At 52.0% G+C, this 15,776-nt stretch carries 15 protein-coding genes and 1 riboswitch; of the genes, 8 read left to right on the forward strand and 7 right to left on the reverse strand.

Annotated elements, in window-relative coordinates:
• Positions 1–2: 2 nt before the first annotated feature.
• A complete protein-coding gene (gene plsY / locus OGY06_RS02310; protein WP_003828443.1) occupies positions 3–620 on the reverse strand; it encodes a glycerol-3-phosphate 1-O-acyltransferase PlsY in 618 nt (205 codons plus the stop codon).
• 106 nt (positions 621–726) lie between these two features.
• Here plsY and folB point away from each other — a divergent pair, with 106 nt between their 5' ends.
• Together folB and bacA are read left to right on the forward strand one after the other, a co-directional pair.
• A complete protein-coding gene (gene folB / locus OGY06_RS02315; RefSeq protein WP_003024659.1) occupies positions 727–1,095 on the forward strand; it encodes a bifunctional dihydroneopterin aldolase/7,8-dihydroneopterin epimerase in 369 nt (122 codons plus the stop codon).
• A gap of 86 nt (positions 1,096–1,181) precedes the next feature.
• Entirely contained in the window at positions 1,182–2,000 is an 819-nt protein-coding gene (bacA, locus tag OGY06_RS02320) for an undecaprenyl-diphosphate phosphatase (protein ID WP_003828439.1), read from the forward strand.
• Positions 2,001–2,109: 109 nt separating this feature from the next.
• Here bacA and OGY06_RS02325 read toward each other — a convergent pair whose 3' ends face one another.
• Together OGY06_RS02325 and OGY06_RS02330 are read right to left on the reverse strand one after the other, a co-directional pair.
• Complete coding sequence (locus tag OGY06_RS02325) at positions 2,110–3,345, reverse strand: multifunctional CCA addition/repair protein (protein ID WP_126317403.1); 1,236 nt, start codon at positions 3,343–3,345, stop codon at positions 2,110–2,112.
• Positions 3,346–3,407: 62 nt separating this feature from the next.
• A complete protein-coding gene (locus tag OGY06_RS02330; protein ID WP_003828434.1) occupies positions 3,408–4,028 on the reverse strand; it encodes a TIGR04211 family SH3 domain-containing protein in 621 nt (206 codons plus the stop codon).
• A 241-nt stretch (positions 4,029–4,269) separates the two neighbouring features.
• Between OGY06_RS02330 and OGY06_RS02335 the strand changes: the two genes are divergently transcribed.
• The 4 genes from OGY06_RS02335 to glgS all read left to right on the forward strand — a co-directional run bounded on the left by OGY06_RS02335 (position 4,270) and on the right by glgS (position 10,533).
• Complete coding sequence (locus OGY06_RS02335) at positions 4,270–5,571, forward strand: CYTH domain-containing protein (protein ID WP_003828433.1); 1,302 nt, start codon at positions 4,270–4,272, stop codon at positions 5,569–5,571.
• Positions 5,572–5,696: 125 nt separating this feature from the next.
• Positions 5,697–8,537, forward strand: coding sequence for a bifunctional [glutamate--ammonia ligase]-adenylyl-L-tyrosine phosphorylase/[glutamate--ammonia-ligase] adenylyltransferase (glnE, locus tag OGY06_RS02340; RefSeq protein ID WP_149281957.1), 2,841 nt, complete (start codon positions 5,697–5,699; stop codon positions 8,535–8,537).
• A gap of 59 nt (positions 8,538–8,596) precedes the next feature.
• The gene (gene hldE, locus OGY06_RS02345; RefSeq protein ID WP_003828429.1) at positions 8,597–10,030 is read left to right on the forward strand and encodes a bifunctional D-glycero-beta-D-manno-heptose-7-phosphate kinase/D-glycero-beta-D-manno-heptose 1-phosphate adenylyltransferase HldE; all 1,434 of its coding nucleotides are present in this window, start codon (positions 8,597–8,599) and stop codon (positions 10,028–10,030) included.
• Between the two features lie 296 nt (positions 10,031–10,326).
• The gene (gene glgS, locus OGY06_RS02350) at positions 10,327–10,533 is read left to right on the forward strand and encodes a cell surface composition regulator GlgS (protein ID WP_008785836.1); all 207 of its coding nucleotides are present in this window, start codon (positions 10,327–10,329) and stop codon (positions 10,531–10,533) included.
• A gap of 33 nt (positions 10,534–10,566) precedes the next feature.
• Here glgS and ubiK read toward each other — a convergent pair whose 3' ends face one another.
• Positions 10,567–10,863: a ubiquinone biosynthesis accessory factor UbiK gene (gene ubiK, locus OGY06_RS02355; RefSeq protein ID WP_003828426.1), complete on the reverse strand. Its 297-nt coding sequence runs from the start codon at positions 10,861–10,863 to the stop codon at positions 10,567–10,569.
• Positions 10,864–10,995: 132 nt separating this feature from the next.
• Positions 10,996–11,145, forward strand: a riboswitch (FMN riboswitch).
• A gap of 106 nt (positions 11,146–11,251) precedes the next feature.
• On the opposite strand from ubiK, the gene ribB reads away from it, so the two are divergent.
• Positions 11,252–11,905: a 3,4-dihydroxy-2-butanone-4-phosphate synthase gene (ribB, locus tag OGY06_RS02360; RefSeq protein ID WP_003828424.1), complete on the forward strand. Its 654-nt coding sequence runs from the start codon at positions 11,252–11,254 to the stop codon at positions 11,903–11,905.
• Between the two features lie 84 nt (positions 11,906–11,989).
• Here the strand turns inward: ribB and dsbI are convergent, their stop codons facing one another.
• Genes dsbI through assT form a run of 3 tightly spaced genes read right to left on the reverse strand, consistent with a single transcriptional unit; the run spans position 11,990 to position 15,170 of the window.
• Complete coding sequence (gene dsbI / locus OGY06_RS02365) at positions 11,990–12,667, reverse strand: protein-disulfide oxidoreductase DsbI (protein ID WP_003828423.1); 678 nt, start codon at positions 12,665–12,667, stop codon at positions 11,990–11,992.
• A 14-nt stretch (positions 12,668–12,681) separates the two neighbouring features.
• Positions 12,682–13,350: a thiol:disulfide interchange protein DsbA/DsbL gene (locus OGY06_RS02370; RefSeq protein WP_063941833.1), complete on the reverse strand. Its 669-nt coding sequence runs from the start codon at positions 13,348–13,350 to the stop codon at positions 12,682–12,684.
• A gap of 23 nt (positions 13,351–13,373) precedes the next feature.
• Positions 13,374–15,170 (reverse strand): arylsulfate sulfotransferase AssT, encoded by a 1,797-nt coding sequence (assT, locus tag OGY06_RS02375; protein WP_286604601.1) that lies wholly within the window; start codon positions 15,168–15,170, stop codon positions 13,374–13,376.
• Between the two features lie 397 nt (positions 15,171–15,567).
• On the opposite strand from assT, the gene OGY06_RS02380 reads away from it, so the two are divergent.
• Positions 15,568–15,744 (forward strand): hypothetical protein, encoded by a 177-nt coding sequence (locus OGY06_RS02380; protein ID WP_003828416.1) that lies wholly within the window; start codon positions 15,568–15,570, stop codon positions 15,742–15,744.
• The last annotated feature ends 32 nt before the right edge of the window (positions 15,745–15,776 follow it).

The following is a 15,776-nucleotide window of genomic DNA, read 5'->3' on the forward strand; positions in this document are numbered from 1 at the left end:
AATCACTCGGGGTCTCGTTCGCGTTTTTTCTTCAGCTTGGTCCAGATCTTCGGCTCCTGACGACGCCACAGACGCTGAATGTTGTCATGGTGACGAAGCAGTATTAAGCACGACAGCATGGACACCGGAAAAGTGAACTGGGGATTGAACCACCAGACGTAAAAAGGGGCGATTAGCGCGCTGACGATAGCGCCTAACGACGAGTAGCCGCTTAATAAGACGGTCAGCAGCCAGGTCCCGGCCATCACGCCGGTTAAGTCCCAACCAATCGGCGCAATCGCGCCAAAAGCGGTGGCAACGCCTTTCCCACCTTTAAAGCCGAAGAATACCGGCCAAATGTGGCCCAGACAGGCGGCGATTGCGATCAATCCCAGCCAGAAGGGGCTGACGCCTAGCGCATAGGCCCCCCAGACGGGTAACATACCTTTCAGGACGTCGAAAATCAGCACCGCGACGGCGGCTCCCTTGCCACCGATGCGCAGCACGTTTGTCGCGCCCGGATTCCCAGAGCCGCTGTCACGCGGGTCCGGCAATCCAGCAAGGCGGCATACCAGAATAGCACTGGAAATTGAGCCACAGAGGTACGCGAAGATAATCATTCCAGGCGCGATTGCACTCATAAGCTGTTCCGTTTTGAAAATGTCGTGTAAAACGCTACTTCTGTGGATAATACGCATATTTCGCCGGAAGTGGTATCCGGGTTAGCCAAAAAGCAGGCAGGTCGTGATGGATATTGTATTTATAGAGCAACTTTCTGTAATCACCACTATTGGTGTTTACGACTGGGAACAAACGATCGAACAACGGTTGGTGTTCGATATCGAAATGGCATGGGATAACCGCAAATCGGCTAAAAGCGATGATGTGGCTGATTGCCTGAGCTATGCTGATATTGCTCAAACGGTTGTTAATCATGTGGAAGGTGGGCGCTTTGCGCTGGTAGAACGGGTTGCGGAAGAGGTGGCGGATCTGCTGCTTAGCCGCTTTAATTCTCCCTGGGTACGGATCAAACTCAGTAAACCTGGCGCGGTAGCCCGTGCGGCGAACGTCGGGGTTATCATTGAGCGTGGCAATAATCTGAAAGAAAATAATTAATTTAATAATTTCTAAAACAAACGGGTATAAAAGGGTCCTTTCGTCGGCTCTTTTTTGCCGTGGTTTCTCTATCTAGGGGTTTATTAATGAGTGATATGCACTCGCTGCTGGTAGCGGCAATTTTGGGTGTGGTCGAAGGATTGACGGAATTTTTACCCGTTTCCAGTACCGGCCATATGATTATTGTTGGCCACCTGTTGGGTTTTGAGGGTGACACTGCAAAAACATTCGAAGTGGTTATCCAGTTAGGTTCTATCCTGGCCGTAGTGGTCATGTTCTGGCGACGTCTGTTTGGCCTGATCGGTATTCACTTCGGCAAGGCTCCGCATGAAGGCACTGGCAAAGGTCGACTGACGCTGGGACATATCCTGTTGGGGATGATTCCAGCCGTGGTACTGGGGCTAATCTTCCACGACACTATCAAATCGCTGTTTAACCCGATCAACGTGATGTATGCGCTGGTGGTGGGTGGTGTACTGCTGATTGCCGCAGAATGCCTGAAGCCGAAGGAGCCGCGTGCGCCGGGGCTGGATGATATGACCTATCGCCAGGCGTTTATGATTGGCTGTTTCCAGTGTCTGGCGCTGTGGCCGGGTTTTTCTCGCTCCGGGGCGACGATTTCTGGCGGCATGCTGATGGGCGTGAGTCGTTACGCGGCCTCGGAATTCTCCTTCCTACTGGCTGTGCCGATGATGATGGGCGCGACGGCGCTGGATCTCTACAAGAGCTGGTCTTTCCTCAGCGCATCAGATATCCCGATGTTTGCAGTCGGATTTGTGACGGCGTTTATCGTGGCGCTGGTGGCGATCAAAACCTTCCTGCAACTGATTAAACGCATCTCGTTCATTCCGTTTGCGATTTACCGCTTTATTGTGGCGGCTGCCGTTTACGTCGTGTTCTTCTGATGACTTACCGTGGTGCCGGATGGCGGCGTTCTGCCTTATCCGGCCTACGGGTTATATCCGTGTCGAACCTGTAGGCCGGATAAGCACAGCGCATTCGGCAACGCAGTGTCTACGCTTTCGGGCAACGCTGCTCCTTCCAACTGGCTACCGCCGCGATGCGACGCCGGGTCAGTTCTTCACGAATTGCCTGACCTTTGAATCCAGCTTCAACCACGTCTTTCGTTGGCACCGCCTGCGCAACCTGCCAGGCTTCGCGCAACAGCCTGCCTTGCGGATAATCTGCCGCTTCAAAACCGGTTCGCCCACGCACATCAGCCTCGCTGGTGAGGGCGATTTGCTCCACGCGCTGCGGTTTGCGCCAGGCATCGATGGAATCAAACAGCTTAACGATGGTTTTTGGCTGCAGGATCGGGAAGGTATGAATGAGGTCGTGGAACTCGGAAACCAGTTTGGCTAAATCACGGATGTCATTCGGTACGCGCAGGCGCTGGCACAGTTGTTCGACAAGCTTAACACCCGCCGGACCGTGGCCGTGATGGCGCGGCCACAGCGCTTTAGGCGTCAATGCTTTGCCAAGATCGTGGCACAGCGTAGCAAAACGCACGTCGACTTCCGGACTTAACATGGCTGCCATCGACAGCGTCATCAGCGTATGAATACCGGTGTCGATTTCCGGATGCCACTGCGCGGGGGCAGGAACGCCAAACAAAGCATCCACTTCCGGAAACAGGACGCGCAGTGCGTCGCAGTCGCGCAGGACCTGAAAAAATATCTGTGGGTTACGGGTGGTTAATGCGCCTTCGGTTTCTTTCCACACCCGCTCTGGTGTCAGATGCTCCAGTTCACCAGCGATGGTCATGTCACGCATCAGCGTCATGGTTTCTTCAGCGATACGAAAACCGAGGTGCGCATAGCGGGCAGCAAAACGCGCCACGCGCAGCACGCGCAGCGGATCTTCGCTAAAGGCAGATGAAACATGGCGCAGCAGACGGTTTTCCAGATCGTCGCGTCCGTTATACGGGTCGATAATCTCCCCGTTGTCATCGCGGGCCATTGCGTTGATGGTCAGGTCACGACGCTGAAGATCGGCCTCCAGCGTGACATCTGCGGCGGCATAGCAGGTGAATCCGGTGTACCCCGAGCCTGACTTACGTTCGGTACGCGCCAGCGCATACTCTTCGCGGGTTTGCGGATGCAGAAACACGGGAAAATCGCGGCCTACCTGCTGGTAGCCCGCGTCGAGCATTTCTTGCGGCGTGGCGCCAACAACAACCCAATCTTTATCTTTAATCGGTAGCCCTAATAACGCATCCCGAACAGCACCACCGACCAGATAAATCTTCACGCCACTTTCCTTTTGAAAACTATGATCCCTTAATCATATGTCAGTGTGGCGGAGAAGGCGATTCAGTTCATCCAGCGATCTTTGCGTTTACGGCTTGGGATCATGTGTGGCAGAACCAGGCCGAGCAGCAGACCAAGACCCAACACGCCGCCACCGTACATAAACCACTGCATGATGATGGTGCGCTGTTTGTCATCAAGCTGAAGGTTGGCTGCGCTGACCTTCTTTTGCGCCACGATAAGCTCGTTTTTCAGCTTCTGGTTTTCTTGTTTCAGCCCGTCGATCACGCTGTCGCTTTGCGCTACCTTTTGCTGCATATCGGCGGTGCGCTGGTTCCACGTGGTATCGATATTATTGAGCTTATCGGTCAAGGTCTTAACCTGGTTTTCCAGGTCGGGAACGCGGGTACGCAGGCTCGGCGTACTGTTCAGCTCTTTCAGCGGGATCCAGGCGGTACGTCCGGTGCTGTCTTTCACCTGACCGTAGTTAGTGTTGGCATCAGTCTGTAATAGCGTGACTTCCTCGCCGGCGTTAACCGTACCCACGAGGCGATAATTATCTCCCGGACCGCTGCGGACCCAGGTGTTCAGTTCATCAGAGACATAGCGCTTTTCTTCGGCATGAGAGACTGCAGTGGCGCTAAGTGCGAGTAAAGTTAATCCAATCAGGCGTAATTTTGGCATCAGGCTGTCGTTATTGTCATAGAAAGTGGAACGATAGTAGTGGCATCAGTGTCTCTACGCAAAGCATTCGACATCAATCGGAATCATCTGTGTCCTTTTTGCCACCACTCGAAACTTTTACGCCCGTCAAATTGCTCGTTGCATGGCAATTTGGCGCAAAATACTATCTACTGACCATAAAGAACGAACTTAGTTCGCAGTCAGTTTTCTCAACTGTGACATAACCCATAAGTACAAGACCATGGCCCAGGAAATCGAATTAAAATTTATCGTCAATAGTGACGCTGTAGATGCGCTACGTGAACGTCTGAATACGCTGGGGGGAGAGCATCATGCGCCCAGTCAGTTGCTGAATATCTACTACGAAACACCGGATGCGTGGTTGCGTGGTCACGATATGGGGCTGCGTATTCGCGGTGAAAATGGTCATTACGAAATGACCATGAAAATTGCCGGACGCGTGACGGGCGGACTGCACCAGCGGCCAGAATATAACGTTGCGCTAAACGCGCCTGAGCTGGACCTCACCTTGTTCCCAACGGAAGTCTGGCCTGATGGCGAGCTGCCTGCTGAACTTGCTTCTCAAGTGCAGCCGTTGTTCAGCACCGATTTTTACCGTGAGAAATGGTTGGTTGATGTTGATGGCAGCCGGATTGAAATGGCCCTCGATCTGGGGGAGGTGAAAGCGGGCGAGTTTGCAGAACCTATCTGTGAGCTTGAACTTGAACTGCTAAGCGGCGATACCCGTGCGGTACTGAAGCTGGCAAACCAGCTGGTTTCGCAAACCGGTTTACGCCAGGGTAGCTTGAGCAAAGCAGCGCGCGGTTATCACCTGGCTCAGGGGAATGCGCCGCGCGAACTCAAACCGACACGCATTTTGAAAGTTCCGGCGAAAGCGAGTATTGAGCAGGGGCTGGAAGCGGCGCTGGAGCTGGCACTATCACAGTGGCAGTACCATGAAGAGCTGTGGGTGCGCGGCGTTAAAGGGGCGAAAGCCGAGGTGCTGGCGGCTATGGGCCTGGTGCGTCACATTCTGATGCTTTTTGGCGGTAATGTGCCGCGAAAAGCGAGCGCTCACTTACGTGATTTGTTGACCCAGTCGGAAGCGATCATTTCGTCGGACGTTTCTGCTGTTTCGGCGGTTTACAGCACGCAAACGGCAATGGCCAAGCTGGCGCTGACCGAATGGCTGGTGACCAAAGGATGGCAGCCGTTCCTTGATGCGAAGGCGCAGGGAAAAATTGCCGACTCCTTTAAGCGTTTCTCGGATACCCATCTTTCACGCCATGCCGCTGAGCTGAAGACCGCTTTTGCGCAGCCGCTGGGCGATCAGTACGCCGATCAGCTTCCTCGTTTGACGCGCAACATTGATAGCATGCTGATGCTGGCGGGATACTACGATGAAAATATCGCATCAGAATGGATCGCCAACTGGCAGGGTTTGCGCCACGCCATTGCGGCCAACCAATATATTGAAATTGAACACTTCCGTAACGAGGCAATTGCACTGGAACCGTTCTGGCTGCACAGCGGAAAACGATAATCAGGGCCGAGGCCGGGATGCCTGATGGCGCTGCGCTTATCAGGCCTACGCGATGTGTGTAACTGTCATGTAGGCCGGATAAGGCGAAAAGACGCATCCGGCACCATTCAAAGGATAACCCGTAAATGAAGCAGCTCTCTTCACCGTTACAGCAGTACTGGCCGACCGTTGTTGAGCGGCTGCCAGCAGCAATATCTGAGTCCTCGCTTAGCGTTCAGGCGAAGTCAGTACTTACATTCAGTGATTTTGTCCGTGACAGCATTATTGCCCATCCCGAATGGCTGGCTGAGCTGGAAAGCACCCCACCCCTGGCGGATGAATGGCAACACTATGCCGACTGGTTACAGCAAGCATTGGCTGACGTTAGTGACGAAAACACGCTGATGCGTGAGTTACGCCTGTTTCGCCGTCGCATTATGGTGCGTATCGCCTGGGCACAGACGCTGTCGCTGGTGACCGAAGAGAGTATTTTGCAGCAGCTAAGCCATCTGGCTGAAACGTTGATCGTCGCCGCGCGTGACTGGTTATACGCCGCCTGCTGTCGCGAATGGGGTACGCCCTGTAATCCTGAAGGTGTGGCGCAGCCGCTGCTGATTTTAGGCATGGGGAAACTGGGTGGCGGCGAGCTGAATTTTTCCTCCGATATCGATCTGATTTTTGCCTGGCCAGAACATGGCAGCACACAGGGCGGGCGCCGCGAGCTGGATAACGCCCAGTTCTTTACCCGTATGGGCCAGCGGCTCATCAAGGTATTAGATCAGCCCACAATGGATGGGTTTGTCTATCGGGTGGATATGCGTTTACGCCCGTTTGGCGACAGCGGTCCGTTGGTACTGAGCTTCTCTGCGCTGGAGGATTATTACCAGGAGCAAGGGCGCGACTGGGAACGCTATGCGATGGTCAAAGCCCGCATTATGGGCGATGCCGACGGCACTTACGTCAGCGAGCTTCGTGCCATGCTGCGGCCTTTTGTTTTCCGTCGCTATATTGATTTCAGCGTGATCCAGTCGTTGCGTAACATGAAAGGGATGATTGCGCGTGAAGTGCGCCGCCGTGGTCTGAAAGACAACATCAAGCTGGGGGCGGGCGGTATTCGCGAAATTGAATTTATCGTGCAGGTATTCCAGCTTATTCGCGGTGGGCGCGAGCCGTCGCTGCAATCCCGCTCGCTGTTACCGACGCTTAGCGCCATCAATGCGCTGCACCTGCTGTCTGATACCGATACGGAACAACTGCGAGCAGCCTATCTCTATTTACGCCGCCTGGAAAACCTGCTGCAAAGCATCAATGATGAACAGACCCAAACGCTGCCAGGCGATGAGCTGAATCGCGCGCGGCTGGCGTGGGGGATGAACGTTGATGACTGGCAGCAATTAACTGATGTGCTGGCCAATCATATGGACAACGTACGCCGGGTATTTAACGAGCTGATTGGCGATGACGAGGCCGAAACTCAGGAAGAGTCGCTCTCAGAACAGTGGCGCGAACTGTGGCAGGATGCATTACAGGAAGATGACACCACGCCGGTGCTGACGCATCTGGCGGATGACGATCGTCGGCGCGTGCTGTCTCTGATAGCCGATTTCCGCAAAGAGCTGGATAAACGCACTATTGGCCCACGCGGACGCCAGGTGCTGGACCATTTAATGCCGCATCTGCTGAGCGATGTCTGTACGCGTGACGACGCCTCAGTCCCGCTGTCGCGCATTACCCCTCTGCTGGTGGGGATTGTTACCCGTACGACCTATCTGGAACTACTAAGCGAATTCCCCGGGGCGCTGAAGCATCTGATTTCGCTCTGTGCGGCCTCGCCGATGGTGGCCAGCCAGCTGGCGCGGTATCCGCTGTTGCTCGATGAACTGCTGGATCCGAACACCCTGTATCAACCCACCGCGACGGACGCCTACCGTGATGAGCTGCGCCAGTATTTGCTGCGCGTGCCTGAAGATGATGAAGAGCAGCAACTGGAGGCTCTGCGCCAGTTTAAGCAAACGCAGCTACTGCGTATTGCCGCGGCTGATATCGCCGGTACACTGCCGGTGATGAAGGTGAGCGACCATTTAACCTGGCTGGCGGAAGCTATTATTGATGCGGTAGTCCAGCAGGCGTGGACGCAGATGGTCGCGCGCTACGGTCAACCCACTCATCTTAGCGAACGCGAGGGGCGTGGTTTTGCCGTCGTCGGTTATGGCAAGCTGGGCGGCTGGGAACTGGGGTACAGCTCGGATCTCGATTTGATCTTCCTGCATGACTGTCCGATGGACGTGATGACGGACGGTGAGCGTGAGATTGACGGGCGACAGTTCTATCTGCGTCTGGCGCAGCGCATTATGCACCTCTTTAGTACCCGTACTTCGTCCGGTATTTTATACGAAGTGGATGCGCGTTTGCGTCCGTCAGGGGCGGCGGGGATGCTGGTGACATCAGCTGACGCTTTCGCCGATTATCAGCGTAACGAAGCCTGGACATGGGAGCATCAGGCGCTGGTGCGTGCTCGCGTAGTGTACGGCGACCCGCAGTTGACCTCTCAGTTTGATGCGATTCGTCGCGATATCATGACCCTCGTCCGTGATGGGAAAACCTTGCAGACCGAGGTGCGCGAAATGCGTGAGAAAATGCGTGCCCATTTGGGTAATAAGCATCGCGATCGTTTTGATATCAAAGCGGATGAAGGCGGCATCACAGATATTGAGTTTATTACGCAGTATCTGGTGCTGCGCTATGCGCATGAAAAACCGAAGCTGACGCGCTGGTCGGATAACGTGCGCATTCTGGAATTACTGGCGCAAAACGACATTATGGACGAGCAGGAAGCGCTGGCGCTTACCCGTGCTTATACGACGTTGCGTGATGAACTTCACCATCTTGCATTGCAGGAACTTCCGGGCCATGTGGCGCCGGAGCACTTCGACGCTGAACGTACACTGGTGCGTGACAGCTGGCAGAAGTGGCTGGGTGCCGAGTGAAGTGTGCTATTATCGCGCGCAAATTTTAAGACACTCAGAGAATCTCTCAGGAGACAGGAATGAAAGTAACTCTGCCAGAGTTTGAACGTGCAGGAGTCATGGTTGTCGGTGATGTGATGCTGGATCGCTACTGGTACGGTCCTACCAGCCGTATTTCACCTGAAGCGCCTGTTCCGGTGGTAAAAGTGGATACCATCGAAGAACGTCCCGGTGGCGCAGCAAACGTGGCGATGAACATTGCCTCTCTGGGAGCGAATTCGCGCCTGGTGGGCCTGACCGGTATTGACGACGCGGCGCGTGCGCTGAGCAAAACGCTGACGGATGTAAACGTAAAATGCGATTTCGTATCCGTGCCGACCCATCCGACGATCACCAAACTGCGCGTGCTTTCCCGCAATCAGCAGCTGATTCGCCTGGATTTCGAAGAAGGTTTTGAAGGTGTGGATCCGCAGCCGCTGCACGAGCGTATTAACCAGGCGCTGGGTTCTATCGGTGCTCTGGTGCTCTCCGACTACGCCAAAGGCGCGTTGGCAAGCGTGCAGCAGATGATTGCTCTGGCGCGTAAGGCTGGGGTGCCGGTGCTTATCGATCCGAAAGGAACCGATTTTGAACGCTACCGTGGCGCAACGCTGCTGACGCCGAACCTGTCTGAGTTTGAAGCGGTGGCGGGCAAGTGCAAAAGCGAAGATGAACTGGTTGAACGCGGCATGAAAGTGATTGCTGATTTCGACCTTTCCGCACTGCTGATCACGCGATCCGAGCAGGGGATGACGTTATTGCAACCGGGCAAATCGCCGCTGCATATGCCGACGCAGGCGCAGGAAGTGTATGACGTGACCGGTGCAGGCGATACGGTTATTGGCGTGCTGGCGGCGACGCTGGCGGCGGGTAACTCACTGGAAGAGGCGTGCTATTTTGCTAACGCCGCAGCCGGTGTTGTCGTTGGTAAGCTGGGGACCTCTACCGTTTCACCGATCGAGCTGGAAAACGCCGTGCGCGGTCGGGCTGATACTGGCTTTGGCGTGATGAGCGAATCTGAGCTGAAACAGGCCGTTGCCAGCGCCCGCAAGCGCGGCGAGAAAGTGGTAATGACCAACGGTGTGTTCGACATCCTGCATGCGGGCCATGTTTCCTATCTGGCGAATGCGCGCAAGCTGGGCGATCGCCTGATCGTGGCGGTCAACAGCGATGCTTCGACCAAACGTCTGAAAGGTGAAACGCGTCCGGTCAACCCGCTGGAACAGCGTATGATCGTACTGGGCGCGCTGGAATCTGTCGACTGGGTGGTCTCTTTTGAAGAAGATACGCCGCAGCGTCTGATTGCTGGCATTCTGCCGGATCTGCTGGTCAAAGGCGGCGACTATAAGCCGGAGCAGATTGCGGGCAGTGAAGAGGTGTGGGCGAACGGCGGTGAAGTGCTGGTGCTGAACTTCGAAGATGGCTGCTCCACGACTAATATCATCAAGAAGATCCAGAAAGACAGCGATAAGTGAACCCTGACCTGATAGCCGGATAAGCGAAGTTTCTTCAGGCTTACAGGATGTACCGATTACAGGCCGGATAAGACGTTTGCGCGTCACAATCCGGCTTTTTTTCGCTTTATTCTTCAGCCGCTGCGCCTCTTTCCCTGATATACCCGCCATACTTCAAGCCTTCTTAGATTTCATAGGAAACTGTGAACCCGCGCAGTAGTTTTGCGCACAATATGTACAGAATAACTTCGTATCCAGGGAAATACTGAAATTAGAAAAAGCATATGGCCTTAGCAGATATTCAATAACTGGAGGGTATGCTCATGAACAGCAATATGTATTCACTAAACAATTTCGATTTCCTGGCCCGTAGTTTTGCCAGGATGCAGGCTGAGGGCCATCCCATTGATATCCAGGCGATAACCGGGAATATGGATGAAGAACATCGTAGCTGGTTTTGCAAACGCTATGCGCTGTACTGCCAGCAGGCGACGGAAGCCAGGAAGCTAGAACTGGAACACTAACAGAAAAACGGGCCTTGCGGCCCGTTGTCGTTTTTACTCTTGCGGATCGACTGACGGGATCGCGGGGGCAGGTTTAATTTCTGCCGTTTTATCACGTGATTCAAGCTCAGTCAGACGTTGCTCAAGCATCGCCAGCTTTTCGCGCGTGCGCAATAAAACCTGAGTCTGTACATCGAATTCTTCGCGGCTTACCAGATCCAGACGGGTCAGCTGTGACTGCAGCGTTTGACGAATTTTCTTCTCGACGTCTTCGCCAAACTCGCGGATCCCTTTCGGCATCGACTCGTGAACCTGACGAGCAATCTGCTCAATTTTTTTCGGGTCAATCATTGTGGTTTCCCTGAACTGGTACGTGTTGCTGCCTATTGTAGTGCGAACTGGCACAGGCATAAACCAGAATTGTGTGAAGCTAAGACGAGTAAAGGCGTTGATGAAGGTAATCAATAGCGTTATAGTTAACCCGCTTATTCTCAGGGCGGGGCGAAATTCCCCACCGGCGGTAAATCAACTGATGTTGAAAGCCCGCGAGCGCTTTTTGTTACGGCAAAAAGGTCAGCAGATCCGGTGTAATTCCGGGGCCGACGGTTAGAGTCCGGATGGGAGAGAGTAACGATCCAGTCGGGCATGGACCCGCTCACGTTATTTTTTTGCCGCTTAGACGGTACTCCTAAGACTGCCCTGATTCTGGTAACCATAATTTTAGTGAGGTTTTTTTACCATGAATCAGACGCTACTTTCCTCTTTTGGTACGCCTTTCGAACGTGTTGAACATGCGCTGTCTGCGCTGCGTGAAGGACGCGGTGTAATGGTGCTTGACGACGAAGACCGTGAAAACGAAGGCGATATGATTTTCCCGGCAGAAACCATGACTGTTGAACAGATGGCGCTGACCATCCGTCACGGTAGCGGTATTGTATGCCTGTGCATCACTGAAGACCGACGCAAACAGCTCGATCTGCCAATGATGGTGGAAAACAACACCAGCGCTTACGGTACCGGTTTTACCGTGACCATTGAAGCCGCAGAAGGCGTGACCACCGGCGTTTCCGCTGCAGACCGTGTTACTACGGTACGTGCGGCAATTAAGGATGGCGCTAAACCTTCCGATCTTAACCGTCCGGGGCACGTTTTCCCGCTGCGTGCTCAGGCAGGTGGCGTGTTGACCCGCGGTGGTCATACTGAAGCAACCATCGACCTGATGACGCTGGCAGGGTTTAAACCGGCGGGTGTGCTGTGCGAACTGACCAATGACGATGGCACCATGGCGCGTGCGCCAGAATGCATCGAATTTGCCGGTAAGCATAATATGGCTGTGGTTACTATCGAAGACCTGGTGGCTTACCGTCAGGCGCATGAGCGCAAAGCCAGCTAATTGCTGACTACCGCGACAACCGTGGTAGGGATAAAAAAACCGAAGTCAGTTTTCTGGCTTCGGTTTTTTGTTATTGCGGCCTGGCTATTTTTTTCTGGCCAGTTTAAGTGCCCAGGCTCCGCTCATTACCAGCAACAGCACTAAACACAAACCAAAGGCGAGCAGGCAGGCCTGCGCCATATTCATAAAATGCCATGGCGGGAGCAGATACCAGCCTTCGGACTGCTGGTACAGATCGACAAACCACTTTTGCGTACTGCTGAGCGCTACGCCATCGGGAACGACAGGTGCGTCATAGCCGCAATCTCCAGTGGGCTTAAACCATTCTGGAGCCCAGTTTGCCAGCGGCAAATTGAAAGGGAATGTCGGATCGGTGGAACATCCCTGTACACCAAAGAGTGAATCCGGGTCCGGGTTATGTACTGCATAATGGATGCCATTAAGTTTGATTGAAAACTTAATTCCCATAATGCTGCCATAAAATGCCGCAATGCAGCCGACCAGTTTTAGGATGAGGTTTTTAGGGTTTATTGCCGCGATCAGCCCACCGAAAACCATCACAAACATGGCAAAGCGGATGTATACACATTGCTCGCAAGGGGCCATGTAGAGATAGATTTGGAAGAACGAGTGCGCCAGAATAATTAACCCACCCATGGCACAAGCCATTAGCAACCACAAAAAGCGTCGCTCCTGCCATCTCACCAGGGTATCAACCGGTGCGGTACATAAGTCTCGCCACAATCCTTTGATAAAATCCATAGCCGGTTCCCTGTTTATTTTGTCGCCAGCTCTCTGACAAGCTCAGCCATGGAATCAATCGATTTGATGCTTTTGGTGTAGATCAGGTACTTACCATTGACGACGTAAGCCGGAACCCCCTGGATTTTGGCAACATCATAGGCCGCTTTCCATTTTTCCAAGGTCTCCTGAACTACGGGTTCTTTTAAGGCGTTCTCGAAGTCTGCTTGACTCATACCCGCAGCATCCAGCCCTGTTTTGATGAATGAAGCGGGATCTTTACCGTCAGACCAGCGTTCCTTCTTGTCGTGGTAGGCAGTGTAGTAAGCAAACTTGGCTTTTTTGAACTGTGATTTGGCGTCAAACAATGAGACCCCTGCGGCCTGATCCTTCGCAATCATTACTGCAAATACTTCACTGGCCTGTTTACCGTATTCTCCTTTGGTCTCGAGATGAAAAGGTGTGAAGGCGACAAGATCGGCAACTTTTTCTGACACCGGGCCGGTCACGGCTTTATCATATTTGTAGCAGAATGGGCAGGCATAGCTGAATACTTTGATCAACGTTTTATCAGCATTGGGAATCGGTTTCTCCAGCACCATATAGTCAGTACCTTCAGTAAAAGCCGATGCTGCAAATGGTGTTACCAGCGCCGCCGTTAATACCACGCTTTTAAATAATGAAGTAATCCATTTAGATGACATAATTAATCCTTAATCTAACGATACTATTTAAACATTTGTTGTGGGCGAACCAGTAATGCGCGGTAGTGCGTTTGGTTTGGTTTATCGGAAAGGACATCAATTTCGACTTTGACTTCTTTTGTTTTGTAGTCAATTTCGTTGATTTTGCCGGTGGTTGGCTGTCCAACGTCAAATAAATTAATAGAACCACCAAATCCAAACATGGTGTCGCGGTCTTTTTGATATTCAATTACCGACGTGATAGGACTGTAGAAATCATAACCGCGCTCTTTCCCGTACTCCCAAATTTGCTGAACGGTTCCTTTTTTCTCGTCAATTTTATATTCGACGAACCGGGAATATTTCATTGTTGGTAGCGCCGGTTGTTCGAGTCCACGCCCATCGCCATTGTCAAAGATGGTTAGCGTTCCTTTGCTGGAGAGCCAGGCGGTGTGTTGGGTGTAGGTAAAATCGAAATCAGTATTCTCGCACTTACCGTTTTCATCACACTTCAGCGCATTGCCCTTATCATCAACCGGTTTTAACAATTTGCTTGCCAGCGACTTATTCCAGCCTTTAGACGGTGCCAGAATCCATTTCACCTGTTTATCTCGACCGATTTTGACGACACCCTGATGGCGGGAAGAAAGAATGATGGAGTCATCTTTAGCGTCATAGGCAATGGAGTTGACGTGAGCCCAGTTACGGCCCGCACCAACGCCGAGGGCGTCACCATAGGGGGTATCTGGCTCCAGTTTCGCCTGTTGGCCTGCGTGAGCGAGATCCACGTTGACGCATACCGCGCCTGCGTCCAGCGAACCCAGCAGCGCGTCACGCATCGGGTCGAGAATTTTGGTTAGATCCCACACGTCAACAACACGTCCAGATTTATCGACTTCAATAATCTGGTCGCGGATGGTATGCACATGAAGACCATCCTCTTTGCGATAGTCGCGTTTACCTACGCGCAGCAATACAGTGTTATTGACCGTTTCGATCGATTCATGTGATGCATCCATGAATCCGCGCGGTAGTTTATGGTCGGCCAGAATCTGGCCCAGCATATCGAATTCATACCAGTGCTGGCCTTGTACGGCGGTGAATGTGCCGCGCGGTGTCTCACGAATACCCATCAGGTAGCCGCGCTTGTTGATATCCATGTCGTGGCCGTCATAGAAGGTGTCCTGATCCAGCCACCACCGATATTCGCCTTCCGTATCGACGACAAAGGTAAAGGGTGCGATATCAAAAGGGAGTGCGCCGCCAGCCGGACCCGCATCCAGGATGCCGGCATTTTTATCTTTTTCACCATGCCAGTGGAATTCTGCACCCTGCGGGGTAAAGGTATGGGTATTCACCAGATAAAGGCGATCTTCAAAACCCGGTGCTACTTTAATCACTTTTGTTTGCTGTAAATCAGATATAGAGCGGTTATCCATATAGTGATTAACGATGGCGGATGTTTGCACCACGTAATCATCTTTCATGGTTTTGCCATTTTCTTTGTATTCAACGGTTACCTTATTTGCGAACTTTTGATAAAGGCCAAAAATAGGAATGCCATCGTACGTGGCGAGCGACTCTTTGCCGACGGTATAAGTCACCGGAACGCCTTTTTCACCTTTACCATGGACGGTAACTTTAACATCTGAAATAACGTGGCTATCTAATTCAACCAGCGCAGTAAGCGGGGCATTTCCATAAGGGTCAACTACTATTGCGCCCAATTTTCCTGCAGGCTGGGCCGGTTGAAAACCAGCGGCAAGAGAGTTTCCTGCTGCCAATCCAAATGTCAGTGCCAGAGTCCCAGCCAGAAGTGTTTTTCGGTATTGTGTAAACATGGATATATCTCCTTATATTACCTATAAATATAATTTTGCTGAATATATTATGTTTTTACTATTTTGATAAAATAAAATGGTATTACTAATGCTACATTTCACAATGTATTAATTAATGTTGATGAAATGTATTATTCTGCAGGAGCTAATTTTTATTATTTTCTGGATAGTATGAGTGCGATATTTTAAGAACAATATTTATTATTGCGTAGTGTGATCTTGTCGACATTGTTTTAATTGTTTATAACGAGTTTGGCTAATAGCTTAGCCGCTGATTTATATGATCGAAATCATATATTTGTTTCTGAAATATGCCACTATATGAGTATGTCAGAATAAGGTTGTGTAAAATTTTAATGTTAAATGTTTAATGATGTTAAATTTTAAGGGTAGAAGAATGTTTATTGCCTGGTATTGGATTGTATTAATCGCACTCGTTGCGGTGGGTTATTATTGTCATATGAAACGTTATTGTCGGGCATTCCGCCAGGACAGAGATGCCTTACTTGAAGCGCGAAACAAACTCTTTCGCCGTTCTGGTGAAGATAACAGCGCGATTAAGGAACAGGATTAGTCCTTCATATTCTGCTATGGATGAGCGGATGC

Source organism: Citrobacter sp. Cpo147 (assembly GCF_030332405.1).
Taxonomy (GTDB): domain Bacteria; phylum Pseudomonadota; class Gammaproteobacteria; order Enterobacterales; family Enterobacteriaceae; genus Citrobacter; species Citrobacter portucalensis.